The 24617-nt window shown below is 68.9% G+C and carries 21 protein-coding genes, 1 tRNA gene, 1 pseudogene and 1 riboswitch; of the genes and pseudogenes, 14 read left to right on the forward strand and 9 right to left on the reverse strand.

What is annotated here, in order from left to right:
• Positions 1-60: 60 nt before the first annotated feature.
• Both ACIQD6_RS23095 and ACIQD6_RS23100 read right to left on the reverse strand, forming a co-directional pair.
• Entirely contained in the window at positions 61-1338 is a 1278-nt protein-coding gene (locus ACIQD6_RS23095) for a PTS transporter subunit EIIC (protein ID WP_401885149.1), read from the reverse strand.
• A 347-nt stretch (positions 1339-1685) separates the two neighbouring features.
• Entirely contained in the window at positions 1686-2978 is a 1293-nt protein-coding gene (locus ACIQD6_RS23100) for a PTS transporter subunit EIIC (protein WP_401885151.1), read from the reverse strand.
• Positions 2979-3224: 246 nt separating this feature from the next.
• Between ACIQD6_RS23100 and ACIQD6_RS23105 the strand changes: the two are divergent.
• From ACIQD6_RS23105 to rdgB, 4 genes and pseudogenes are all read left to right on the forward strand, one after another.
• Positions 3225-3476, forward strand: a pseudogene (locus ACIQD6_RS23105) (glucose PTS transporter subunit EIIB); the annotation flags it as partial.
• 128 nt (positions 3477-3604) lie between these two features.
• Complete coding sequence (rph, locus tag ACIQD6_RS23110; RefSeq protein ID WP_401885152.1) at positions 3605-4336, forward strand: ribonuclease PH; 732 nt, start codon at positions 3605-3607, stop codon at positions 4334-4336.
• A gap of 142 nt (positions 4337-4478) precedes the next feature.
• Positions 4479-4940: a hypothetical protein gene (locus ACIQD6_RS23115; RefSeq protein WP_401885155.1), complete on the forward strand. Its 462-nt coding sequence runs from the start codon at positions 4479-4481 to the stop codon at positions 4938-4940.
• A 59-nt stretch (positions 4941-4999) separates the two neighbouring features.
• Positions 5000-5602 carry an RdgB/HAM1 family non-canonical purine NTP pyrophosphatase gene (rdgB, locus tag ACIQD6_RS23120; RefSeq protein ID WP_401885157.1) on the forward strand — a complete coding sequence of 201 codons (603 nt, stop codon included), beginning with the start codon at positions 5000-5002 and terminating at the stop codon, positions 5600-5602.
• 82 nt (positions 5603-5684) lie between these two features.
• On the opposite strand, the gene ACIQD6_RS23125 is transcribed toward rdgB, so the two are convergent.
• The 3 genes from ACIQD6_RS23125 to bcp all read right to left on the reverse strand — a co-directional run bounded on the left by ACIQD6_RS23125 (position 5685) and on the right by bcp (position 8035).
• Positions 5685-5768, reverse strand: a tRNA-Leu gene (locus ACIQD6_RS23125).
• Positions 5769-5909: 141 nt separating this feature from the next.
• Entirely contained in the window at positions 5910-7406 is a 1497-nt protein-coding gene (proP, locus tag ACIQD6_RS23130) for a glycine betaine/L-proline transporter ProP (RefSeq protein WP_401885159.1), read from the reverse strand.
• A 161-nt stretch (positions 7407-7567) separates the two neighbouring features.
• Positions 7568-8035, reverse strand: a complete 468-nt coding sequence (bcp, locus tag ACIQD6_RS23135; protein ID WP_401885161.1) for a thioredoxin-dependent thiol peroxidase — start codon at positions 8033-8035, stop codon at positions 7568-7570.
• A gap of 156 nt (positions 8036-8191) precedes the next feature.
• Here bcp and ACIQD6_RS23140 point away from each other — a divergent pair, with 156 nt between their 5' ends.
• The 3 genes from ACIQD6_RS23140 (at position 8192) to ACIQD6_RS23150 (ending at position 9575) form a co-directional block, all read left to right on the forward strand.
• The gene (locus tag ACIQD6_RS23140) at positions 8192-8512 is read left to right on the forward strand and encodes a DUF3618 domain-containing protein (RefSeq protein ID WP_401885163.1); all 321 of its coding nucleotides are present in this window, start codon (positions 8192-8194) and stop codon (positions 8510-8512) included.
• Between the two features lie 212 nt (positions 8513-8724).
• Complete coding sequence (locus ACIQD6_RS23145; RefSeq protein WP_401885566.1) at positions 8725-9027, forward strand: GroES family chaperonin; 303 nt, start codon at positions 8725-8727, stop codon at positions 9025-9027.
• Positions 9028-9135: 108 nt separating this feature from the next.
• Positions 9136-9222, forward strand: a riboswitch (guanidine-III (ykkC-III) riboswitch).
• A gap of 32 nt (positions 9223-9254) precedes the next feature.
• Positions 9255-9575 (forward strand): DMT family transporter, encoded by a 321-nt coding sequence (locus ACIQD6_RS23150; RefSeq protein ID WP_401885165.1) that lies wholly within the window; start codon positions 9255-9257, stop codon positions 9573-9575.
• Positions 9576-9634: 59 nt separating this feature from the next.
• On the opposite strand, the gene ACIQD6_RS23155 is transcribed toward ACIQD6_RS23150, so the two are convergent.
• A complete protein-coding gene (locus ACIQD6_RS23155; protein ID WP_401885168.1) occupies positions 9635-12163 on the reverse strand; it encodes a transglycosylase domain-containing protein in 2529 nt (842 codons plus the stop codon).
• Between the two features lie 314 nt (positions 12164-12477).
• Between ACIQD6_RS23155 and ACIQD6_RS23160 the strand changes: the two genes are divergently transcribed.
• The 4 genes from ACIQD6_RS23160 (at position 12478) to ACIQD6_RS23175 (ending at position 16213) form a co-directional block, all read left to right on the forward strand.
• Complete coding sequence (locus ACIQD6_RS23160; protein WP_401885171.1) at positions 12478-13278, forward strand: ABC transporter permease; 801 nt, start codon at positions 12478-12480, stop codon at positions 13276-13278.
• A gap of 103 nt (positions 13279-13381) precedes the next feature.
• On the forward strand, positions 13382-14230 hold the full coding sequence (locus tag ACIQD6_RS23165; RefSeq protein WP_401885568.1) for an ABC transporter permease: 849 nt from the start codon (positions 13382-13384) through the stop codon (positions 14228-14230).
• Between the two features lie 137 nt (positions 14231-14367).
• Complete coding sequence (locus ACIQD6_RS23170; protein ID WP_401885172.1) at positions 14368-15435, forward strand: ATP-binding cassette domain-containing protein; 1068 nt, start codon at positions 14368-14370, stop codon at positions 15433-15435.
• A 31-nt stretch (positions 15436-15466) separates the two neighbouring features.
• Positions 15467-16213 (forward strand): DUF1707 domain-containing protein, encoded by a 747-nt coding sequence (locus ACIQD6_RS23175; RefSeq protein ID WP_401885174.1) that lies wholly within the window; start codon positions 15467-15469, stop codon positions 16211-16213.
• 152 nt (positions 16214-16365) lie between these two features.
• Here the strand turns inward: ACIQD6_RS23175 and ACIQD6_RS23180 are convergent, their stop codons facing one another.
• Positions 16366-17691, reverse strand: coding sequence for an SGNH/GDSL hydrolase family protein (locus ACIQD6_RS23180; protein WP_401885177.1), 1326 nt, complete (start codon positions 17689-17691; stop codon positions 16366-16368).
• A gap of 158 nt (positions 17692-17849) precedes the next feature.
• On the opposite strand from ACIQD6_RS23180, the gene ACIQD6_RS23185 reads away from it, so the two are divergent.
• Positions 17850-19391 (forward strand): DUF445 family protein, encoded by a 1542-nt coding sequence (locus tag ACIQD6_RS23185; protein ID WP_401885179.1) that lies wholly within the window; start codon positions 17850-17852, stop codon positions 19389-19391.
• Between the two features lie 338 nt (positions 19392-19729).
• On the forward strand, positions 19730-20680 hold the full coding sequence (locus tag ACIQD6_RS23190; protein WP_401885182.1) for a hypothetical protein: 951 nt from the start codon (positions 19730-19732) through the stop codon (positions 20678-20680).
• A gap of 14 nt (positions 20681-20694) precedes the next feature.
• Here ACIQD6_RS23190 and ACIQD6_RS23195 read toward each other — a convergent pair whose 3' ends face one another.
• Both ACIQD6_RS23195 and ACIQD6_RS23200 read right to left on the reverse strand, forming a co-directional pair.
• Positions 20695-21606: a hypothetical protein gene (locus tag ACIQD6_RS23195; RefSeq protein WP_401885184.1), complete on the reverse strand. Its 912-nt coding sequence runs from the start codon at positions 21604-21606 to the stop codon at positions 20695-20697.
• 367 nt (positions 21607-21973) lie between these two features.
• Positions 21974-23188 (reverse strand): restriction endonuclease, encoded by a 1215-nt coding sequence (locus ACIQD6_RS23200; RefSeq protein WP_401885187.1) that lies wholly within the window; start codon positions 23186-23188, stop codon positions 21974-21976.
• A 130-nt stretch (positions 23189-23318) separates the two neighbouring features.
• Here ACIQD6_RS23200 and ACIQD6_RS23205 point away from each other — a divergent pair, with 130 nt between their 5' ends.
• Complete coding sequence (locus ACIQD6_RS23205) at positions 23319-24563, forward strand: DNA cytosine methyltransferase (protein ID WP_401885189.1); 1245 nt, start codon at positions 23319-23321, stop codon at positions 24561-24563.
• Positions 24564-24617 lie beyond the last annotated feature (54 nt).

Below are 24617 nucleotides of genomic sequence, written 5' to 3' on the forward strand. Positions count from 1 at the left end.
GGCCCACCCGCGTACTTGGGACCGACCGGCAATTGCTGGTCGGTCTTACGCGCGCGGAGGCTACTTCGCCTCGGCCTTCTGGAGCTCCGCCAGCTCCTCGTCCGACTCGCGCCCCGGCGTCGGGATGTTGAACCTGATGATCGCGAAGCGGAAGACCGCGTAGTAGACCGCCGCGAAGCAGAGCCCCACCAGGGCCAGTCCCCATGGATTGGTCGCGATGCCCAGGTTGAGGAAGAAGTCCACCGCGCCGGCCGAGAAGCCGAAGCCGTCCTTCATGCCGAGTCCCCAGGTCAGGGCCATGGAGACACCGGTCAGTACAGCGTGGATCGCGTACAGCACCGGGGCGATGAACATGAAGGTGAATTCGATCGGCTCGGTCACACCGGTGACGAACGCGGTGAGCGCCAGCGAGAGCATCATGCCGCCGACGACCTTGCGGCGCTCGGGGCGGGCGCAGTGGGTGATCGCGAGGCAGGCCGCCGGGAGGGCGAACATCATGATCGGGAAGAAGCCGGTCATGAACTGCCCGGCCGTCGGGTCGCCCGCCAGGAAGCGGTTGATGTCGCCGCTCTTGCCGTCGTACGTACCGGCCTGGAACCAGGGGAACGAATTCAGCAGGTGGTGCATGCCCACGGGGATCAGCGCGCGGTTGGCGACGCCGAAGATGCCCGCGCCGACGGCGCCCGAACCGACCAGCCATTCACCGAAGTTGTGCAGCAGCGTGCCGAGAACCGGCCATATGTAACCGAAGACGATGCCGATGACCAGACCGGCGAAGGCGGAGAGGATCGGCACCAGCCGGCGACCGCCGAAGAAGCCCGCCCAGTCGGGCAGTTTGGTCCGGTAGAACTTCTGGTAGAGCAGCGCGACGACGATGCCCATGACGACACCGCCGAGGACCTTCGCGTCGACGGGCGCGCTCGTCATCACGATCTTGCCGTCCACCACCTCCGCCACCTTGGGCAGGTTGGAGTCGGTGAAGGTGGCGAGCACGTTCTTGAAGACCAGATAGCCGGTGACGGCGGCGAGCGCGGTGGAGCCGTCCGACTTCTTCGCGTAGCCGATCGCGATGCCGACGGCGAACAGCAGCGGCATGTTGTCCAGGATGGCGTTGCCGCCCGCCGCCATAAAGCCGGCGATCTTGGTGATGAACGCCGGGAACGAGTCGCGGCCGAGCATGTCGGCGTTGCCGAGACGCACCAGCAGGGCGCCGGCGGGCAGCACGGCGACCGGCAGCATCAGGCTGCGGCCGATGCGCTGCATCACGGACATCGCGCCGCCGCCCTTCTTCTGAGCGGGGGGCTTCTCGTCCGCCGTGGCGGCGCTGGCCGTGGACATCAACTTCCTCCATGATCCGGGCAAGGCGCCGCCGGGGGACAGGGAGAGAAAAAAGGGGGGCGGCGTCTGAGGAAACGCGGCGCGGGGCCGTGTGGCCGACACCTTCAAGTGGTGTAGACCAGTTGTACACGGTAGGGGCTGGCTAAGGAATGCGCCAGGTCCCTGGCCTGTGAAATGGCCGAACAGGGCCTGCCGGAAGGCCTGCCGGAGAGAGCATGCCAGAAGCCCCCGGACGTCCGGTCCGGAGGCCTGTCGATCACTCGTACGGGGACGGGGGCGGGGACAGGGACGGGGGAGGGGCAGGCGGGGCCGGTGTGCCCCACGAGCCCCAACAGCCCCGACAGGGCCTAGGCCTTGGTGTTCTGCTCCTCGCCCTCCTCCTCCAGTTCCTCCGGCTCATGTCCCGGAGTGGGAATGTTGAACGCCTTGATCGCGAAGCGGAAGACCACGTAATAGATCACCGCGAAGCACAGCCCGATCGGAATGATCAGCCAGGGCTTGGTGTCGAGATGCCAGTTGACGACGTAGTCGATCAGTCCGGCCGAGAAGCTGAAGCCCGCGTGCACCCCCAGCGCCCAGGTGATCGCCATCGAGGCTCCCGTCAGCAACGCGTGCGCGCCGTACAGCAGGGGCGCCGCGAACATGAAGGAGAACTCCAGCGGTTCGGTCACACCGGTCACGAACGAGGTGAGGGCGACGGAGAACATCAGCCCGCCGATCCGCTTGCGGTGTTCGGGGCGGGCGCAGTGTGTGATGGCGAGCGCGGCGGCCGGGAGGCCGAACATCATGATCGGGAAGAAGCCCGACATGAACTGGCCGGCCGAGGGGTCCCCGGCGAAGAACCGCGTCAGGTCGCCCTGGACGACCGTGCCGTCCGGCTTGGTGAAGCTGCCGGCCTGGAACCAGAAGAACGTATTGAGGAACTGGTGCAAGCCGATGGGGATGAGCAGCCGGTTGGCGACACCGAAGATGCCCGCCCCCCAGGCGCCCAGGCTGATCAGATGCTTGGCGAACCAGGTCAGCGCGTCACCCACGGGCTGCCACAACAGCCCGAAGGCCACGCCCAGGACGAGACAGATGAAGGCCATCAGGATCGGTACCAGGCGGCGGCCGTTGAAGAAGCCGAGCCAGTCCACCAGCCTCGTACGGTGGAAGCGCTGCCAGACGACCGCCGTGAGCAGCCCGATCAGGATGCCGCCGAGCACGCCGGGGTTCTGCGGGATGCCCTCGGGCAGCGCCTTGGTCACCGAGCCGCCGACGGGGAAGGCGGCCAGGACGTTGTGGTAGATGAGAAAGCCGACGACGGCGGCGAGCGCGGTGGAGCCGTCCGCCTTCTTGGCGAAGCCGATCGCGACCCCGATGGCGAAGAGCAGCGGCAGCCCGAACGCGCCGTCCAGGATGGCCGTACCGCCCTGGGTGAAGACCTTCGCCGTCCTGTCCCAGAAGGCGCCGTGCAGATAGGCGGTGAAGAGGTTCCCGAGGCTGATCAGCAGCCCGGCGGCGGGCAGGACGGCCACCGGGAGCTGGAGGCTCCGTCCGATCTTCTGCAGCCCCTGGAACAGGCGGTTCCACCCGCTCCCGCGCCGCCTCGCCGGCCCGGCCGGGCTGGGCGGCGGCGCTGCCGTGCTGTCGGAACTCATCGGTGCTCTCCCGTCGTTCACGACTGGTGTAGACCAGTTGCGATAGGCTCCCGGGGGCCGGTCGCGGGCAGGGTGCCGGTGATCGTCATCATTGGGTACGCGGTGATCGCGCGCTCGTGAAGATGGCCCAACCGTGCGCTACCGTGACGAAACGGACCAGGCGGGACGGATCGGGAATAGACCGGTACCGCGCTTTTCGAGAGTGTTCAAAGAGCTCAGCGAGTTCAGCGAGTTCAGAGAGTTCAGAGAGTCAGGGAGAAAGACATGGCCACCAAGGCTGAGAAGATCGTCGCCGGGCTCGGCGGGCTCGACAACATCGAAGAGGTCGAGGGCTGCATCACCCGCCTCCGTACGGAGGTCGTCAACCCCGACCTGGTCGACGAGGTCGCCCTGAAGGCCGCCGGAGCCCACGGCGTCGTCAAGATGGGCACCGCGATCCAGGTCGTCATCGGCACCGACGCGGACCCCATCGCCGGGGAAATCGAAGACATGATGTGAAGCCCGGAATCTGAAGCCCGGAATGTGACGCCCGGAAGTCACCCCGCCCGGGGGTGATCCGGATAACGGGGGCCTGATCCGTACCACCGGAACAGGCCCCTCCTTTACGTCCCGATAGGCTCACGTCCATGTCTCGAATCGACGGCCGCACCCCCGAACAGCTCCGCCCCGTCACCATCGAACGCGGATGGAGCAAGCACGCCGAGGGCTCCGTCCTCATCTCCTTCGGTGACACGAAGGTCTTCTGCACCGCCTCCGTCACCGAAGGCGTCCCCCGCTGGCGCAAGGGCAGCGGCGAAGGCTGGGTCACCGCCGAGTACTCGATGCTGCCCCGCTCCACCAACACCCGCGGCGACCGCGAATCCGTACGCGGCAAGATCGGCGGCCGCACCCACGAGATCAGCCGCCTGATCGGCCGCTCCCTGCGCGCGGTCATCGACTACAAGGCGCTCGGAGAGAACACCATCGTGCTCGACTGCGACGTCCTCCAGGCCGACGGCGGCACCCGCACCGCCGCCATCACCGGCGCGTACGTCGCCCTCGCCGACGCCATCACCTGGGCTCAGGGCAAGAAGATCGTCAAGGCCGGCCGGCGCCCCCTCGCCGGCACCGTCGCCGCCGTCAGCGTCGGCATCGTCGACGGCGTGCCCCTGCTCGACCTCTGTTACGAGGAAGACGTCCGCGCCGAGACCGACATGAACGTCGTCTGCACCGGCGACGGCCGCTTCGTCGAGGTCCAGGGCACGGCCGAGGCCGAACCGTTCGACCGCAAGGAACTGAACGCCCTGCTCGACCTCGCCACCGGCGGCTGCGCGGACCTGGCGGCCCTCCAGCAGACAGCCCTGGAACAGGTCCGCTGACCGACCGCTGACCGACGGCCCTTCGCATCGACGGGCACCCGGGTAAAGAAGCAACCAAGAAGACCCCCACGAGCGTCTCCACCGGCACGGGCGCACGGACCGAACCGTGCGCCCGGCCAACCCCCGGAAAGGGAACCGCGCCATGTCCGCGCCCATACGGTCCGAGTCCGCATCCACGCCCGCACGGCCCGAGTCCGCGACCGCACGGTCCACGACCACGTCCGCACGCCGGCGCCGCCTCCCGCTCGCCCTGGCCGCCGCCGCGCTGGCCCTGCCCCTCACCGTCGGCTGCGGAGCCCTCGACAAGGCGCTGGACTGCGTGCAGACCGCCGACGCCATAGCGGGCAGCGTCAGCGATCTCCAGAAGGCCGTCTCCAGCGTCGGGGACGACCCGCTCAAGGTCGACGAGGCCCTGAACGACATCGACAAGGAGATCGACAACCTCGGGGACACCACCGACAACGCCGACCTCAGCAAGGCCGTCGACAACCTCGGCAAGGGCGTCGACAACGTCCGTACGTCCGTCAAGAACGGCGACGAGACCCCCGACCTCGCCCCCATCACCGACGCGGCATCGGAGATAGGCAAGATCTGCACGCCCTGAGAGGCGCAGAGGCGCGGAGGAGCGGGAGGGCGCTCCCGGGCGGGGCCGATACTGGGGGCATGACCCGCTTGATCCTCGCCACCCGCAACGCCGGGAAAATCACCGAACTCAAGGCCATCCTCGCCGACGCGGGCCTGCCCCACGACCTCGTCGGCGCGGACGCCTACCCCGACATTCCCGACGTCAGGGAAACCGGCGTCACCTTCGCCGAGAACGCCCTCCTCAAGGCCCACGCCCTGGCCACCGCCACCGGCCTGCCCGCCGTCGCCGACGACTCCGGCCTCTGCGTGGACGTCCTGGGCGGCGCCCCCGGCATCTTCTCCGCCCGCTGGGCAGGCACCCACGGCGACGACCGGGCCAACCTCGACCTGCTGCTGGCCCAACTCTCCGACATCGACACCCCGCACCGCGCCGCTCACTTCGCCTGCGCGGCGGCTCTCGCCCTCCCGGACGGCACGGAACGCGTCGTGGAGGGCCGCCTCCTGGGCACCCTGCGCGAGACCCCGGCGGGCTCGGGAGGCTTCGGCTACGACCCGATTCTCCAGCCGGAGGGCGAGACGCGGACCTGCGCGCAGTTGTCGGCGGCGGAGAAGAACGCGATCAGCCACCGGGGCAAGGCGTTCCGCGCACTGGTCCCGGCGGTACGGGACCTGCTGGGCTGACCGACGCGGTACGCGAGCTGCTGGGCTGACCTGACCGATGCCGATGGCCCCGTCCCACATCGGACGGGGCCATCGCGCGAGGTGCGGCCGGTGGGATTCGAACCCACACGGGTGTTAACCCACTGGGACCTAAACCCAGCATGTCTAGCCATTCCATCACGGCCGCCAGTCCGCCTGTCATGGTAGCGGGCCGGAGTCCGGGCGAGCATATGAGTGGTGGCGACCATCCTCCGCCCGGTCCGGAAACGGAACGGCCCGCACCGACTTCTGCGGTGCGGGCCGTGCGTTCGCGCTCAGGCGAGGTCGGTCAGAACTTCGGTTCCGGCGTCTGGGACTGGACCAGTTCCGCCGCTTCTTCCTTCGTCTCCACCGACGGCGGCGAGCCCTCCAACGGCTGCTGCGCCGTCTCCTTCATGCACGCCACCGCGATCACGCCCACCAGCGCCGCCGCCATCGCGTAGTACGCGGGCATCAGGTTGCTGCCGGTCAGGTCGATCAGGCCCGTGATCACCAGCGGAGTCGTGCCGCCGAAGAGGGACGCGGAGAGGTTGTAGCCGACCGAGAGCGAGCCGTAGCGGACCTCCGTCGGGAACAGGGCCGGGAGCGCCGCCGACATGGTGCCGAGGAGGCAGACCAGGGACAGGCCCAGCATCAGCATGCCGATCACGATGGCCGGGATGCTGCCCTGCCTGATCAGGAGGAAGGCCGGGAGCGAGAGGAACAGGAACCCGAGCATGCCGCTCATCAGCAGCGGCTTACGGCCGAAGTGGTCGCTGAGCTTGCCGACCTGACTGATGATCAGCATCAGGAAGGCCATGACGGCCAGCAGGATCAGCAGTCCGTGGGTCTCGCTGTAGTCCAGTTCGTTCGAGAGGTACGTCGGCATGTACGACAGCAGCATGTAGTCCGTGATGTTGTACGCGCCGACGAGGCCGATGCACAGGATCAGCGCCGGCCAGTGCTGCCGGAAGATCTTGGAGAGGTCTTCCTTCGTGGTGATCTCCACGGAGTCCGCCGCCTCGGAGGCACGCGCGCTGTCCGCTTCCAGTTTCTGGAAGGCGGGCGTCTCGTCGAGGCGCAGTCGCAGATACAGACCCACCAGGCCGAGTGGCCCCGCGACCAGGAACGGGACGCGCCAGCCCCAGGCTTCCATGGCGTCGGAGCCGAGCGCGGCGGTGAGTGCGGTGACCAGGCCCGCGGCGCCGATGTATCCGGCGAGGGTGCCGAACTCCAGGAAGCTGCCGAAGAAGCCGCGGCGCTTGTCGGGGGCGTACTCCGCGATGAAGGTGGAGGCGCCGCCGTACTCGCCGCCGGTGGAGAAGCCCTGGACCAGCCGGAAGAAGATCAGCAGGACCGGTGCCCAGAAGCCGATCGTCGCGAAGGAGGGGATCAGGCCGATGGCGAAGGTGCCGATCGCCATCATGATCATCGTGAGGGCGAGGACCTTCTTGCGGCCGAGCCGGTCGCCCATCGGGCCGAAGAACATGCCGCCGAGCGGGCGTACGAGAAACGCGACCGCGAACGTCGCGAAGGAGGAGAGCAGTTCGACGGTCGGGTTCCCGGAAGGGAAGAAGACATGTCCGATCGTGACGGCCAGGTAGCTGTAGATGCCGAAGTCGAACCACTCCATGGCGTTGCCCAGGGAGGCGGCTTTCACGGCCCTCTTGACCGCCGCTTCGTCGGTGACGGTGATGTCGGACCGGCGCAGCTTGGGGTTCTTCCGCTGCCGGATGGTGCGGAAGAGAGCGGGATGACGTTTGACCGCGGCGGGGTCGGCCACCTCGTCGTGCTCCGGGCCGGCCATTGGCGTGGTCCTTTCCTCGGTGGTGAACACTCCAAGGGAACCTTCTGCGCGATCGTGGCGTTCGCAAACCGAAGTCCCACCGAAGTGGGACCTCGGTCACACGGAGCTTCCTCGGAAACGGGCAGCTCAGAGGCCCGGATCCGTCAAAAAACCCGGATTTTTCAGATGCCCAGATCCTTGATGATCTTCGCGACGTGGCCGGTCGCCCGCACGTTGTAGAAGGCCTGCTCGACCTTGCCCTCCTCGTCGACGACGATCGTCGAGCGGATGACGCCGGTCACGGTCTTGCCGTACATCTTCTTCTCGCCGAAGGCTCCGTACGTCTCCAGGACGGCCTTGGACGGGTCGCCGACCAGAGTGACCTTGAGGTTCTCCTTCTCGCGGAACTTCGCGAGCTTCTCCGGCTTGTCCGGTGACACGCCGATGACGTCGTAGCCGGCGGTGGCGAGCAGATCGAGGTTGTCCGTGAAGTCGCAGGCCTGCTTCGTGCAGCCGGGGGTGAGCGCCGCCGGGTAGAAGTAGACGATGACCTTGCGGCCCTTGTGGTCGGCGAGCGACACGTCCTTGCCGTCCGCGTCGGGCAGGGTGAAGGCGGGGGCGGTGTCGCCGGGTTGGAGGCGCTCGCTCATGGTTCTCCTCGGTGGAGCGGGTGTGACGGTCAGGGTGTACGCGGTGTACGTGGCGTACGCGGCCGAGCGTAATCGGGGGTGCCGTCGGGTGCGGTGGCGGCGGAGCTGACAGACTGTCGATGAAGGTTTACCGGACACGACCACGGAGGCAGCGCGGTGTCGGATTCCAGGACCCCGGCGCAGATCGAGGCGGACATCGTCCGCAGGCGCGGGCAGCTTGCCGAGACACTCGACGAGATCGGGGTGCGCGTGCATCCGAAGACGATCGTCGGCGACGCGAAAGCCCGGGTGACCTCCCGAGTGGATCAGACGGCCGGGCGGGCGTTCGTCGTGGTGAACAGGACGGTGTCGGGCGTACGGGCGCAGTTCGTCGGGGCCGACGGCGGGCCGCGGCTGGAGCGGGTGGTGCCGGTGGTGCTGGTCGCGATCGGTGTCGTGGGGCTGCTCGCGGTGTCGACGAAGCGGCGCCGGGGCTGACATGACCGCGGGCGCGTGCCCCGGAGCAGGACCCGGGAACGGGATCCGGGGACGTGCCCGGGGCGGCCGGGCGCGGCGCGGTTGCCCCCGCCGTGGACGCCTTGGGGCGATGCCCCCTGTGGCGTACGGGACGCGCACGGGCAGGTAGGTTCTGGGGCGTGAGCGAGAAACCCCACAACCAACACGAGCAACACGACAAACTGCCCATCCGGATGCTCCATGACCGCGTGCTGGTCAGGACGGACATCCCGGAGGGCGAGCGGCGCTCGTCCGGTGGCATCGTCATCCCCGCGACTGCGGCGGTCGGCCGGCGGCTGGCCTGGGCCGGGGTGGTGGCGGTGGGGCAGAACGTACGGACGGTGGAGCCGGGGGACCGGGTGCTGTACGACCCCGAGGACCGCGCCGAGGTCGAGGTGCGCGGGGTGGCGTACGTCCTGATGCGGGAGCGCGATCTGCACGCGGTCGCGGCGGACCGGTTCGAGGGGTCCGAGGACTCCACGGGGCTGTACCTCTGACGGTCGCGGTTCCGGCGGGCCCCGGCTCCGGCAGGCCGGTTCCGGTGGGCCCCAGCTCAGACAGGCCGGCTCCGGCAGGCCCCGGCGGGCTCTGATTCCCTTTCGTCCGCGGCCCTTTGCTAGCCTGAGAAGACCCCGACGAGACGCGCCGTACCGGGTAAGAGGCGAGGCCTCCCGAACGAAAGACGACGCATCTGTTGTCCGTGTTTCGTGCCGGAGGTGCCGTCGTGGCGTGGGTTCTGTTGATCGTGGCCGGTCTGCTCGAAGTCGGCTGGTCGATCGGAATGAAGTACACCGATGGCTTCACCCGACTGTGGCCGAGTGTGTTCACGGGGGCGGGGATCGTCGTGAGCATGCTCTTGCTGTCGCAGGCGGCGAAGACGCTGCCGATCGGTACGGCGTACGGGGTGTGGGTCGGTATCGGCGCGGCCGGTGCGGCGGTGCTCGGGATGGTGGTGCTGGGGGAGCCGGTGACCGCCGCCCGGATCTTCTTCGTCTGTCTGCTGCTGGTGGCCGTGGTGGGGCTGAAGGCGACGTCGGGCCACTGACGACAGGCAGGTCACGGGCGGTGTCGGTGACAGGCGGTGTCGGTGACAGGCGGCGCCCCTCAGTCCCTCGGTCTGGTGTGGCTGTGGCCCGGAGCCGGGGCGGGCGGATGGCCGCTGGTGTCGTGCGTACCACCTCCCGTGTCCCCGGGGGGCCCGCCGCCTCCGGCGCTGTCGCCGCCGGTCGATGTACCGCCGTCCCCCGTTCCGCCGCCGGTGTCGTCGCCCCCGGTGTCCGTACCGCCGTCGGACTGCCCCTGTGTCTGACCCTGCGTCCGGCCTTCGGAGGTCTGGCCCTGGCTCTGGCTCTGTGTGGGTTTCTGGGACTGGCCGCCGTTGGTGCCGCCGCCACCTGTCCGGCCGCCCTGTGTCTGACCTTGGGTCCGGCCGCCGGTCTGGCCCTGGGACCGGCCCTGGTTCTGGCCCTCGGACGTCTGGCCCTGGGTCTGTCCCCGGCTGCCGGGGGACTGTGACGTACTGGGGGTGCCGGGCTCGTCCGACCGCCGGTCGTCCGGGGACTGGACCTCCTCCGCGCCGTCCTCCAGTTGCAGTTCGAACTCGGCCGGGGCGGTGCCCTGGAGCGCGGCGGCCGTGTACTGGCCCCAGATCTGGGCGGGTGCTCCACCGCCGTTGATCCTGGCCTGGCCGAGCGCTCCGTACAGCGGTTTCTGCCGGGCGGTCTTCGGATCGGCGCCCATGATCGCGACGACGGTGGTCAGGTTCGGTGTGTACCCGGCGAACCACGCGGCCTTGTCGTCCTCCGCCGTGCCCGTCTTGCCCGCGGCGGAGCGGCCCGCGGCGCGGGCGGCGGTGCCGGTGCCGCTCTCGACGACGCTCTGGAGGATGGAGGTCGTCGTGTCGGCGGCCTCGCGGCTGACGGCCTGTTCGGTGGTCGGGCGGGGCAGTGCCAGGCTCGTACCGTTCTTGCTGACCTTCTTGACCAGGGTGTACGGGTTGCGCATGCCGTGGTTGGCGAGTGTCGCGTACGCCCCTGCCATGTCCAGGACGCTCGGGGTGGCCGGGCCGAGCGCGATGGAGGGGTAGGGCGCCAGGTCGGGCGTGTTCTCGGGGAGGCCGAGGGCGACGGCGGTGTCCCGGACCGTGGCCGGGCCGACGTCCTCGGCCATCTGCGCGTAGACGGCGTTGACGGACTTGTCGGTGGCGGTCCGGACGGGGATGGGGCCGTAGTCGACGTCGTCCTCGTTCGCCGGGTCGTAGCCGGTGGAGCCGTCGGGGCCTTCGACCATGTGGTGGTTGTCGCCGTCGTAGACGGTGTTCGGGGTGATGCGCCGGCCGTTCTGGGTCTCGGACTCGTTGTCGACGGCGGAGGCGAAGACGAACGGTTTGAAGGTGGAGCCGACCTGGTAGTCGCGGCGGGTGGCGTTGTTGACGTACTGCCGGGTGTAGTCGATGCCGCCGTACATGGCGACGACATGACCGGTTTCCGGGTCGATGGAGGCGCTGCCGACGCGGACATTGCGGTCGGCCGCGCGCTCGCTGTCGAGCTGGGAGGTGACCTGGTCCCTGACGGCCTTGCCGAGGGCGTTCTGCTTCTTCCGCTCCAGCGTGGTGGTGATCCGGTAGCCGCCGGAAGCCAGCGTCTTCTCGTCGATGATCTTGTTGTCGGCGAGATACTCCCCGACGGCCTGGACGATGTAGCCGCGCTGCCCGGAGAGCCCGATCGTGGAGTGCCTGACCTTGCCGGGGACCGGGAAGTCGGCGCCGGCGCGGGCGTCGGGGCTGAGCCAGTTCTCCTTCACCATGCCGTCGAGCACATAGTTCCAGCGGGCGACGGCGGCGGGCTTGTTGTCCGGGTGGACGACGACGTCGAATTCGCTGGGCGCGTTCAGGAGGGAGGCCAGATAGGCGCCCTCGGCGGTGCTGAGGTCCTGGACGTTCTTGCCGTAATAGGCCTGGGCGGCGGCCTGGATTCCGTACGCGTTCCGGCCGAAATAGCTGGTGTTGAGATAGCCCTGGAGGATCTGGCCCTTGGTCTGCTCGCGGTTGAGTTTGATCGCGATGAAGAATTCCTTCGTCTTGCGGACGATGGTCTGTTCCTGGCCGAGGTAGTAATTCTTGACGTACTGCTGGGTGATGGTGGAGCCGCCCTGGGTGCCCTTGCCGGTGGCGGTGTTCCAGGCGGCGCGGACCATGCCCTGCGGGTCGACGGCGGGCTCGTTGTAGAAGCCGCGGTCCTCGGCGGCGAGCACGGCCCGCTGCACGGACACGGGGACCTGGGCGAGCTTGATGTTCTCGCGGTTGATCTCGCCGTCCCGGGCGATCTGGGTGCCGTCCGCGTAGAGGTACACATTCGTCTGCGCGGTGGCCGCGACATTGGCGGCCGGAATATCGACGATCTTGTAGCCCACGACGAAGCCGAGGACGAGGACGAACGCGCAGAGCAGGAGTCCGCCGAGCAGCACGCGCCAGGTGGGGAGGATTCTGCGCCAGCCGGTGCGCCTGGGGCGTTTCCCGCTCGCGGACTTCTCGCCGGCGCCCTTGCCGTTCGCGTTCTCCTCGTCCGGAGAAGACCCGGGACCGGCGGCCGAGGGATCCCGTGGGGCCCAGCCCTGCTGCGGCTCGTCACTCATATGTGCGAAGACTCCTCGGCCATGGCCGGTGGTTCACTCTCCGGCATAACGGTGTCGTATCAGGTGATTCGATGTACAAGCCCATGAAACGCCGCGCATCACCATGAAACATGGCAGAGGGGGAGGTGGGGCGGAGGCGGGAGACGGCCGGAGCGGCGGCCGGATATTCGGTCGCGACGGCTGATGCCGCTGGACTAGGCTCGGGCGCTTTGGTGCCTGGACGGCTGTACGGGGCCGACCGGCGGCTTCGGCGCTGGTCAGCGGGTCAGCCGGGCCGGTCCGGGCGCTCGGGAGGGGCGAGGGGAGGGGCTGTTGTGCGGCTGTACGCGGTGGTGGCCGTGGGCGGGTTCCGGCGCTATGCGACGTATCGCGTGGAGACCTTGGCGGGAGCGTTCACCAACACCGTTTTCGGGTTCATCGTGGCCTACACCTTCACGGCTCTGTGGAGTGAACGCCCGCACCTCGGCGGTTATGACCTGTCCCAGGCCGTCACCTTCGTGTGGCTGGGCCAGGCGCTGCTGATGACCTGCGTCATGATGGGCGGCGGTTTCGAGGACGAACTGATCGAGCGGATCCGTACCGGCGACATCGCCGTCGACCTCTACCGGCCCGCCGACCTCCAGCTGTGGTGGCTGGCCGGGGACCTGGGCCGGGCGGCCTTCCACCTGCTGGGGCGCGGGATCGCTCCGATGGTGATCGGCTCGTTCGCCTTCGACCTCGCGCTGCCGGTGAACCCGCTGACCTGGGTGGCGTTCCTGGTCGCCGTGGTGCTCGGCGTCGTGGTGAGCTTCGCGATCCGCTTCATGGTCGCGCTCTCCGCGTTCTGGCTGATGGACGGCGCGGGCACGGCGCAGATCACGATGCTGGTGGGGACGTTCTTCTCCGGGATGCTGCTGCCCCTGAACATCTTCCCGGGCCTGCTCGGCGAGGTCGCGCGGGCGCTGCCCTGGTCCTCGCTGCTCCAGATCCCGGCGGACATCTTCCTCGGCAGACGCACCGGTTGGGACCTGGTCACGGCCTACGCGTTCCAGGCGGCCTGGGCGCTGGCGCTGCTGGCGGCCGGGCGGGCGCTCCAGTCCGTCGCGACACGGAGGGTGGTGGTCCAGGGTGGCTGAGGAGACGGCTCGGGCGGCGGCGGGAGTCGACGAGGTCCGTGCGGAGGAGCCCGGGGCCCCCGGCGCGTCCCGGGGCTCCGGGGGATCTCAGGGCTCCGGGGAGGTGCCCGCCGATCTGTGGATTCCGCGCGCGTCCCGGCGCGAGGCCCTGCGGGACGGGTTCCGGGCGTACGGCCTGATCGTGGCGATGTGGATGCGGTCCACGATGGCGTACCGCGCGTCCTTCGTGATGACCGCGTTCGGGAACTTCGCGGTGACCGCCTTCGACTTCGTGACGATCATGCTGATGTTCTCGCAGGTGGACGCCCTGGGCGGCTACGCGCTGCCCGAGGTGGCCTTTCTGTACGGGACGTCCGCCACGGCCTTCGGCCTCGCCGACCTCCTGCTCGGCTCGATGGACCGGCTGGGCCGCCGGGTGCGTGACGGCACGCTCGACACGCTGCTGCTGCGGCCCGTACCCGTACTGGCGCAGGTGGCGGCGGACCGGTTCGCGCTGCGCAGGGTCGGCCGGGTCCTCCAGGGGCTGCTGGTGCTGGGCTACGCCCTGCTGACGGTGGACATCGACTGGACGCCGGTGCGGGTGCTGATGCTGCCGATGATGCTGCTGAGCGGGGCGACGATCTTCGCGGCGGTGTTCGTGGCGGGCGCGGCGTTCCAGTTCTGGGCGCAGGACGCCTCACAGGTGCAGAACTCGTTCACGTACGGCGGGACGACGCTGCTCCAGTATCCGCCGACGGTCTTCGCGAAGGACCTGGTGCGCGGGGTGACGTTCCTGGTGCCGCTGGCCTTCGTCAACTGGCTGCCGGCGCTGTACATCCTGGGCCGCGAGGACCCGTTGGGGCTGCCGGACGCCGTCGCGTTCCTGCCGCCGGTGGTGGCCGTGGCGTGCTGTGTGCCGGCGGGGCTGGCGTGGCGGCTGGGGCTCAGGGCGTACCGCAGTACGGGGAGCTAGGTACGGGGAGCCAGGCACGGGGAGTCAGGTACGTACGGGGAGCCAGGCACGGGGAGTCAGGTACGTACGGGGAGCCAGGCACGGGGAGTCAGAGGCTTCAACGGGTCGTCGTACGAGGAGAGTTGGGTGGAGCATTCATGAGCACGGATAGTACGGACGGCACGGACGGTACGAACGGCACGGATGGCACGGACGGCACGGACAGCGCGGGCGGAAGCGTACATTCCGCGGCTTCCGTGGCTGGCGCGGATTTCATCGAACTGGACGGGATCGAGAAAGTCTTCGACGTCCGCCGCCGGGCAGGGCTGCTGCGCCGCGAGAAGCACCAGGTGCGGGCCGTGGACGGCATCAGCTTCCGGGTGGCGCGCGGCGAGATGGTCGGCTACATCGGCCCGAACGGCGCCGGCAAGTCCACCACCATCAAGATGCTCACGGGCATCCTGACCCCCAGCGCCGGGCGCCTGCGGGTCGCGGGCATCGATCCGTCCCGGGAGCGCACGAGGCTGGCGCAGCGCATCGGCGTGGTCTTCGGCCAGCGCACCACGCTGTGGTGGGACCTGCCGCTGATCGACTCGTACCGTCTGATGCACCGGATGTACCGCGTCCCGGACGCGCGCTTCCGGGTGAATCTGGAGCGCTGTGTCGAACTGCTCGACCTGGGCGAGCTGTTGGACGTACCCGTACGGCAGTTGTCGCTCGGCCAGCGGATGCGCGGCGATATCGCGGCGGCGCTGCTGCACGACCCCGAGGTGCTCTATCTGGACGAGCCGACCATCGGGCTCGATGTGGTCTCCAAGGCCAAGGTCAGGGAGTTTCTGCGGGACCTGAACGCGGAGCGCGGCACGACGGTGCTGCTGACCACCCACGATCTGACCGATATCGAGCAACTCTGCAAGCGCGTGATGGTCATTGACCACGGCCGGCTGCTGTACGACGGGGCCTTGGGCGGGCTGCACGAGGTGGGCGAGAGCGAGCGGACGCTGGTCGTCGACCTGGAACGCGAGCTTCCGCCGATCGAACTGCCGGGGGCGCGGGTGGTGAAGGTGGAAGGGCCCCGCCAGTGGCTGGCCTTTCCCGCGACGGCTTCGGCGGCGCCGTTGGTCGCGCGGATCGCCGCGGAGTGTCCGCTGATGGATCTTTCGGTGCGAGAGCCGGACATCGAGTCGGTGATCGCGAAGATGTATGCCGATCGTTCAACTGTGTGAGCTATGCCTCATTGTTGGCTAATCTGCTGACATGACGAGCGAGCGGCCTGACAAGCGCCCCGATGTGCACGCCGACACACGGGCCTCCGACGCCGAGAGGGAGCGGGTCGCCGAGCGGCTGCGCGAGGCCGTGGCCGAGGGACGGCTCGACATGGCGGAGTTCGACGAGCGGCTGGGGGCCGCCTACAAGGCGCGTACACATGGCGAGTTGGTGCCACTTGTACGGGACCTGCCCGCGCCGGGCACGACGGCGGACCTGACGCCGATGGACGGGGCAGCCGTACCCGGACCGCGCGGTGGTGACGGCGTATGGGCGGACCGGATCGGCAGGGAGCGGGCCACGTCCAAGGGGGCCTTCGCGTTCTGGAGCGGGTTCAGCCGTAAGGGCAGGTGGACGGTGGGCCGCACGTTCACGGCGGGCGTCTTCCAGGCGGGCGGCGAGATCGATCTGCGCGAGGCGCGATTCGAGGAGCGCGACGTGGTGATCCGCTGCTTCACCGTCATGGGCGGCATCGGCATCGTCGTGCCACCCGGCATGGACGTCGAGGTCAGGGGCTTCGGGTTCATGGGCGGATTCGGCGAGGAGGGGGACGTGGACGTGCCGGTCGCGCCCGGGTCACCTCGGGTGGTCGTCACCGGGTTCGCGCTGATGGGCGGAGTCGGGGTGCACCGCAAGGAACGGAAGGCGGAGAAGCGCCGGCTCAAGGAGGAGCGGAAGCTGCGGAAGCTGGAGGAAACGCGGGATCCCGAAGCCCGGGAGCGCAAGGAGCTCGGCTGACCGCCGGGCTGCCTTGACCGCCGGGCTTCCGGGACGGCTGAGGGCCGCCCTGACCGCCCGGCTTCCGGGACCGCTGGGCTTTCCGGGTCTCCGGGACCGCTGAGGTACGTCGGCGCCGGCCGAGGGACGCCCGGCGCCGGCCCGAGGGCCCGTCAGAGGTCGGCCCGGGCCTTGCCCACCAGGGACTGGAGGTTGAGGTAGCTCCCCATCGCGCGGTAGCCCGCGTCGCTCGGGTGCAGCCCGTCCCCGGAGTCGTACACCGGCCGCATCCGGTCCGGCGCGTACGGATCGCGCAGCGCCCGGTCGAAGTCCACGACCTCGTCGAAGACCCGGCCCGACCGGATCTCCTCGTTCACCCGGTCGCGTACGGACTCGGTGACGGGGTTGTACGCCCGGTGCGCGCCGAACGGTGTCAGCGTCGAGCCGACGACGCGCACTCCGCGCGCGTGCGCCTGCCGGGTGAGCTCCCTGAGTCCGTTGGTGATCTTGGTGGGGTCGGTCTCGCGGCCGCGCAGGATGTCGTTGATGCCGAGGTCGATGACGACGACCTTCACCCCGGCCCGGTTGAGGACATCGCGCTGGAACCGGGAGACGCCCGCCGCGCCGGCGCGGCCCGTGACCGAGTCGCCCAGGACCTGGTTGCCGCCGATGCCCTCGTTGAGCACGCCCATGTGCTGGCCGCGCAGCCGGGCGGCGAGGACGTCGGGCCAGCGGCGGTTCGCGTCGTCGGTCGACTTGACGCCGTCGGTGATCGAGTCGCCGAAGGCGACGACCGCGCCCGGCGCATCACGGTTGAGGACGTCGACGGCGGTCACATAGCGCCAGACCTTGGCCGGCTGGGTGTACGCGGTCCGGGTGGGGTCGACCGTACGGTCGCCGTTGGCGAGGTACGAGGTCTGCATCGCCTGCGAGTGGAACGTGACGGGACCGCCGGCCTGCGGGGTGTAGAGCGAGACCAGCAGATCGCTGTCGTACGGCACCCGCATCGGCATCGGATCGCTGACGATCTGACCCCCGGCCGGAATGGTCACGGTCGGCTTCCTGCCGAACGTCAGCTGCCGCATGGTCCCGGCGACCGCCTGGGCGCCCCCGTTTCCGACCGCGACCGAGGCGCGGCCGACCACCAGGGGGCTGGTGCCGTAGAGGTTGGAGAGGGTGATCCGGGCGCTGGTGCCGCCGATGCTGGTGTGCACGACGTTACGGATGGTGCGCCCGGGGAAGCCGAGGGGTGCGAACCGCTCGACGCCGACCGGAGCGGCGGCCCAGGTGCCGGTCCAGGAATCGGAGGACGCGGGTGCGGCTGTCCCGACGGGGGTACGGCCCTGGGCGCGGGAGTCCCGCGAGCCGTCGCCCGAGCCGCCCCAGAGAGCTCCCGAGCCGTTGCCGAGCAGGCCGAACCCGCCGATTATCGCGGCGCACACCAGCGCCACTACTGCCACAAGCGCCCCGAGCAGGGCGAATCCTCGATACCTGGCCATGGCCCCCGTGTCTCCCTCACACCGACGTACGGAACACATCATCCGGCATCGCCTGGGAACTCGACGTAGCGCCCAGGAGTACCTGGGGAGGAGACACTGTGCGGGGGCGGGGTTTCAGGTGGGTTTGGGTAGGAAGTGCACGCGAACGGGTGGAGCGGATGGAACGTACAGATCCTGAGAAAGCGCCGGAGCCGGGCGGTGGCGACGCGGGGTCCGAGCGGCCCTCGACGGAGCCGGCGACGGGGCCCGGGGAGCTTGCCAACGGGCCCGAACGGCCTGTCGCGGAGCCTGTGGTGGGGCCTGCCACGTCTTCTGCGGGGCCCGCCACGGGCCCCTCTGCGGGCCCTTCTACGGGGCCTTCTGCCGGGCCTGGCACGGGTTCTTCCGTGAGGCCTTCCGCCGGGACGACCGGCGGGCGCGCGCCCCTGGGCCTGGGCTCGTTCTCGTACACCGCCGCCGACGAGGAGAAGCGGCGCGGCGTCCGCCGGATGAAGATCACCGCGACCGGTCTGCTCCTGCTGGTCGCTGTGATTTATGTCCTAGCCACCTGGGCGAAGAACTCCGGGGTGGAGGGCTGGCCCGGCTATGTGGCCGCGGCGGCCGAGGCGGGCATGGTGGGCGCGCTCGCCGACTGGTTCGCGGTGACGGCGCTCTTCCGGCGCCCGCTCGGCCTGCCCATTCCGCACACCGCGATCATTCCGCACAAGAAGGACCAACTGGGCGCCTCGCTCGGCACGTTCGTCGGGGAGAACTTCCTGTCGGCCGAGGTCGTACGGACCCGGCTGCACGCCCTGGGCATCGGCCGCCGGCTAGGCGCCTGGCTCGCCGAACCGGCCCATGCCGACCGCGTCACCGCCGAGTTGTCCACGGCGCTGCGCGGCGCGCTGACCGTCCTGCGGGACTCGGATGTACAGGCGGTCGTCGGCGAGGCGATCACCCGCCGCGCGGACGCCGTCGAGATCGCTCCGGGCATCGGCAAGACCCTGGACAAGGTCGTCACCGACGGCGCCCACCACCGTGCCGTCGACCTGATCTGCGGCCGCGCGCACGACTGGCTGGTGGAGCACGGCGATTCGATCACGGACGCGGTCCAGGGCGGGGCGCCGGGCTGGACGCCGCGCTTCGTCGACCGCAGGGTCGGCGACCGCGTCTACAAGGAACTGCTGCGCTTCATCACGGAGATGCGCGACATGCCCAGCCATCCGGCGCGCGGCGCGATCGACCGTTTCCTGCGGGACTTCGCCGCCGACCTCCAGTCGGACACGGACACCCGGACGCGGGTGGAGCGCCTGAAGTCGGAGCTGCTCGCGCGTCCCGAGGTGCAGGACATCATCGCCTCGGCCTGGTCCTCCGTACGCGCCATGATCATGTCCGCGGCGGAGGACGACCGCAGCGAACTGCGCCTGCGGGCGCGGGCGTCGCTGCTGTCGCTGGGCTCGCGGCTGGCGACGGACACGCGCCTCCAGGGGAAGCTGGAGGGGTGGATCGAGGACGCGGCCTCGTATCTCGTCTCGACGTACCGCGCCGAGATCACGTCCCTGATCTCGGACACGGTGGCGAGCTGGGACGCCGACGACACGTCGAAGAAGATCGAGGCGCACATCGGCCGTGACCTTCAGTTCATCCGGATCAACGGCACGGTGGTCGGTGCGCTGGCGGGCCTGCTGATCTACACGGTGTCGCACGCGCTGGGCGCGTAGCGGCGGACCGGTGCCGGGTGCGCAAAGGGCCGGGTGCGTAAGGGGCCGGGTGCGTAAGGCGCCGGGTGCGTAAAAAGTTGCTGGGCGCGTGATCCGGACCCTGTCGTCCGTTCACGCGCCCAGCCACCATGGGGGAGTTGCTCTTAAGTACGGAGGCCGGTCCGGCCCTGTTCAACGTCCCGGAAAAAACTTTTCTGCGGGGCCTTCGTGTACGGAAATGCCCGGGAGGCGGGAAATCGGGTACGGGAGAGGGGCGTTGGCGGAGGCGGCGCGTGGCGAGTGTCCGCCGTTTTCGTAACGCAGGGTAGTCGCACGTTCGGTGGGGGCATGCAGGACCCATGCGTACGCACACCGATCCACTGGTCGTCGCCCAGGACGGCCTCGCCACTCCCCGGCAACTCGTCGGCCTGGGCTGGGCCACGTCGACCATCGCCCGACGCTGCACCCCGGGCGGCCCCTGGCAGCGATTACTCCCCCGGGTGATCCTCCTCCAGACAGGCGCCCCGAGCCCCCGTCAACGCCTGCGCGCCGCGCTCCTGTTCGCGGGGGAGGGGGCCCTGCTCACGGGCACGGCGGCGCTCGCGCTGTACGAGATCCGGGCGGCGGGGCCGGTGACGCGGCTGCGCACGGTCGACGTACTCGTACCCGGTACGCGCAACCCGCGCAGCCGCGCGTACGTCCGCGTGCACCGCACCGACCGCCCCTGCCGACGCCTGCCGGTACGGGGCCTGCCCTGCGCGTCGCTGCCCCGCGCCCCCGCCGACGCGATCCCGTCCCTGACCGGCCGGGCGGCGGTGACGGCCCTGCTCGCCGAGGTCGTCCAACGAGGCCGCTGCACACTTGAGGAACTCACCACCGTGCTGCGCTCCGGTCGCCACGGGAGCGACCCTCGGGTCGCGACGACGCTGGAGGGACTGACGGCCGGAGTCCGCTCGGTCGCGGAGGCCGCCGCCCGCCCGCTCCTGCGCGAGGCCGGCATCCCGGACCCCCTGTGGAACCAGGACCTGTACCTGCTCGACGGCACCTTCCTGGCCCGCCCCGACGCCTACTGGCCGTACGCGGGTGTGGTCCTCGAAATCGACTCCCGCGAATGGCACTTGAGCCCGGGGGACTGGGAGCGCACGATGGCCCGCCGCAACCTCATGATCAGGCACGGCCTCACCGTCCTGTCGGTCTCCCCGTCCCAGCTCAGGGACGACCCGAAGACCCTCACGACCACACTCCACGCGGCCCTCGCCACAGGCGCGGCGGGCGCCGCCCCGGAGGTACGGCTGGGCGCGCCCGCCTGAGCCGGGACCCGGGCTTATGTACGGGCCGGGCCCCGGCTCAAGCGGGCCGACCGCCGCGCCGTGGACACCGTGGACGCGGACGGACGGGAGGCGGCGGCGCGGGCTTCGGCGGCGCGTGCGTGAACGGTGTCCGACGAGAGCCGGGCGGACCGCCGTACGGGCTCGGGCTCACCCCGGCAGGCGCCGCAATCGCCGTCGACCAGGGCCTCGGGGCGGCCGGGGGCACGGCACGTGGCGCACTCCATGACCCGCAGCGGCGGCCGTTCCGAGGCCGAAGGGACGGGCGGGAGCTTGGACTTGAGCCGCTCGCGGATGAGCCCGGCCGGATGATGGACGGGCACGGGGAGCCCATCGGTGAGGGTGCGCAGAACGTCTTCCTCGGTGGCCCCTCGTACGAACCACTCGGCGGCCAGCGGCTCCAGGGCCGCGCAGTCGGCGGCGGACAGCGACACGGCGGGGTTCCTGCGGCCGACGGCGACGAGCACGGTGTAGGCCCGCGAGCGTTCCGGAACCCGCGAACAATCCGAAAGGCGGACGGGCTCGGCGGAAGCGGCCGTAGAGGGGGCGTCCGGCACGTCGCCGGAAACGCTGGATCCGGTGACGTACGAGGCCCACCAGGCGTTGTCCCGGGCCGTACGGGAGAACCACGTACGGGTGACCCACCGCGCACCGCCCGACCCGACCACATGCTCACGGCCCCTGCGCAGATGCCCGGCCCGCTGAAGGCGGTTGAGGGCAGTACGCAACGCGCACTGCCCGTAGTCCAGCACCTTGGCGAGGGCCTTCACGGAGATGTCCGCCCCGTCCGGCAACCGGTCGATGAACCCGGCGATGGCCGCTTCACGGGCCGGAAGATGCGCGAAGTCCCCTGGAGCGGGACTCTGTTGCTCGGCCGCCGAACGCTTGCCGTAACCGGGATTGGCCATCGGGTGCGGAGCCGCGTGTGCCGGGGGCGGGGCATCACTAAACTGAATGTCAGCCATGAGGATCTCTGCCGATCTTGTGTGGTGAGGCCTCTGTCCGGTGTTGGCGCACCAGGCGGGGGCCGCTTACGTCTTGGGGGCACGCTAGACCGCAGTAACTCTGAGTGGCAAGTCGACCCCGAAGAGTCAACTAGGTCGACAGGGAGGGTGGGTGGGAAAGAAGAACCAACCAATCCTTACAAACGTGGCTCGACCCCCGAACCTTGAGCCCCAAGCCCACCAGCCGCCTCAATCCCCCAGCTCAAAGCCCCGGTGCCATTGGCGCTCGCCCCCGAAGCTCAAGCTCCGAGCGCACCGGGGCCAGAAAGCTCTATTGCGTTCCCGGGAAGCTCTGCTCCAGCCACTGGCGCACTGCGCTGACGGTCGTGCGTCCGTGCTGGCGCAAGACATCGACTATGTCGCGGCCGCAGACGAGAGAGATGGGGTGGGCGTCCTCGTGCACCTCCTCCTGCACCTGCTTATGGAAGTACGACGTCGTGACGAGAACTCCGAAATTCCGGTGCTTCAGACGAGAGATAAGGCGGGATACGTCCTTAACGCCCACGGAGTTGCTCGTCGCGTAGCACTTCGCCTCCAAGGCGAAGTCGATGGCGATCGGGTTGACCGTCGGTCCGAGGATGTAGGTGCCGACCGCGTCGCGTCCGCCGTCGCGGCTGGGCCTAGTGACATCGACGCTGCCTGTGCTGGGTGCTATCAGCCGCCAGATAGCAACTGCGCAGCTCTCGAAGTCGTGCTCGCGACCTCGGAAGTACTCCCGGATACCTTCGAGGATCGCCTTTCCTTCGTCGTCTTCTGGCAACTGGCCCGCCCTGGACCTGATGACGGTGGTGGAGGGTGCCACCAGGGGACGGTAGATACGTCCCTCGACCCAATTTCGCCATGCGGGGGGACAGTCGCTCGTGAGAGGGCTGCCTCCGCTCAGCACGTGCTGAATCCACGTTCGGGAAATCCTGGCGTGGTCAAGCACGGTGAAGCGGGCACGGTAGTTCTGGAAGCGTTGGCCGTCGGTAGTCCGCCAGATGGCAGCAAGCTCGTCGTCCGACGTCATGGTTGGCCCGCCTGGAGCCAGGAGCCCCCGGAACCGTACAGATCGCCCGGCGGTTCCAGTCTTCTCGAAAAGAAGAAACGGTGGCACAGCGGCGGCCCGCTCAGCGGCTGAACGATGTGAGGCATCGAAGGCATCGCGGAGCAGCTGGTTGCCGGATCGCGGAGTGTCGTGCAGGTCCCGTCCTGGCGTCTTGTTATCCCCGTAGTAGGTGAACGTGCCGGTCTGAACGTCGAGATGATCGGGCCAGTCCACCGCCCCACCAGTGGTGTAGAGCACCGACAGGCGGACCGTCCCCTTGGCGGGGGATCCCTTGTGCCGGAAGCCCCCTTGGTTGCCCACCCCTGGGATCAGCTTGGCGATAGGGTCATCACCGCTGTTGCCGTTGGAACCGCCGGCGTAGAGAGCATCCACCACCAGGTCTGACGTGCTCAGGTCTGCGAACGCGACGTGCGGCTCAGGAGCAACAGTGAGAGTCATATCTTAGTATTTACCAGCTGTCTCTGACACTCCCTATCCGGCGATCTGTCCCGGAGCGGGGCCGGACGTCAGCTGAGACCAAGACCCAAGCTGGGACGCGGTGTCAGTGCTGCTCTTTAAGATCCACACCATGAAACTCAGTGATTCCTCACGTCAGCACACGGAGCCTCTGCGGACGATGGACCTGTTCGCAGGCTGCGGAGGGTTCACTGCGGGCTTCGGCTCGTACGGGGTTGGGCCGGAGGGTGACGTTCCCGGCTTCAGGCCCGTCGCTTCTGTGGAGAGCGACCCCGCCGCCGCGGCCACGTACGCAGCCAACCACCATCCGGACGTGCCCTTCTGCGGAGTCATAGAGGACTTTGATCCGTACCCGTTCGCCGATGAAGTTGACGTCATCACCGGCGGTCCCCCTTGCCAAGGCTTCTCCGGGCTTGGGGCGCAGAACCCGAGCGACCCACGCAACACTCTGTGGGAGGAGTACCTCAGAGTCGTGGCTGTCGTAAGGCCGAAGGTCTTCGTCCTGGAGAACGTGGACCGGTTCCTCAAGTCACCGGAATATGAACGCTTGCAAGATGCCGTTCGGCTTGACGGTCTCCTCGCGGACTATGAACTGTCGACAGCGATCCTCAATGCGGCCGACTACGGTGTTCCGCAGACACGCAGGCGCGTGATTGTCATTGGCACCCACCGGGACTTCGGTGCTCCGTTGCAACACCCCACACCAACCCACACGAAAATTCCGGTGATCGAGGACGAACTCGTACTGTTCGGCGGGGCCGTCCCCTTGCTGGAATGGGTGCCGGTAGATTCGATCTTTCGTCGCTCGGCACGTATCGAGATCACAGGGACCGAACTTCCGGCGCGACGTGTGTCGGGTGGTCTCGCTGGGCCCTACCGAACTGATGAGTTGCACTTTGGCCGTACGCCAACGCCCTTGTCTGTGGCTCGCTACGCAGCCATTCCTCAGGGCGGAAACCGTGACGACCTCAGGGGGAAAATGACTGTGATCGACGGCGCCGAGAAGGCCCTGAGTACCTTGAGCTGGGACAAACACCACAGTGGTTCACGTGATGTCATGGGGCGGCTCCGCAGCGGCTCTCCCTCAGTAACGATCCGAACCGAGTTCTTCAAACCCGAGAAGGGACGTTACCTCCACCCGGTGGAGAACCGCCCCATCACTCACTACGAGGCGGCTCTCATCCAAGGCTTCCCCGACGACTACCGCTGGTACGGAACTAAGATTCAGATTGCAAAGCAAATCGGTAACGCTGTACCTGTCGGTCTCGGTCGAGCCCTGGCTGGCATCATCCATCAGCACTTGAGTGTTCTGACACTGCAGCGGGCGGATTTGCGCCGGACCGCCTCCTCGTCGTGAAGTTTTCCGGTGACGTCGGGGTGCGACGGATGGGGGGAAATACACCAACTACCT

Origin of the sequence: Streptomyces sp. NPDC088400 (genome assembly GCF_044753355.1) — a bacterium.
Classification (GTDB): domain Bacteria; phylum Actinomycetota; class Actinomycetes; order Streptomycetales; family Streptomycetaceae; genus Streptomyces.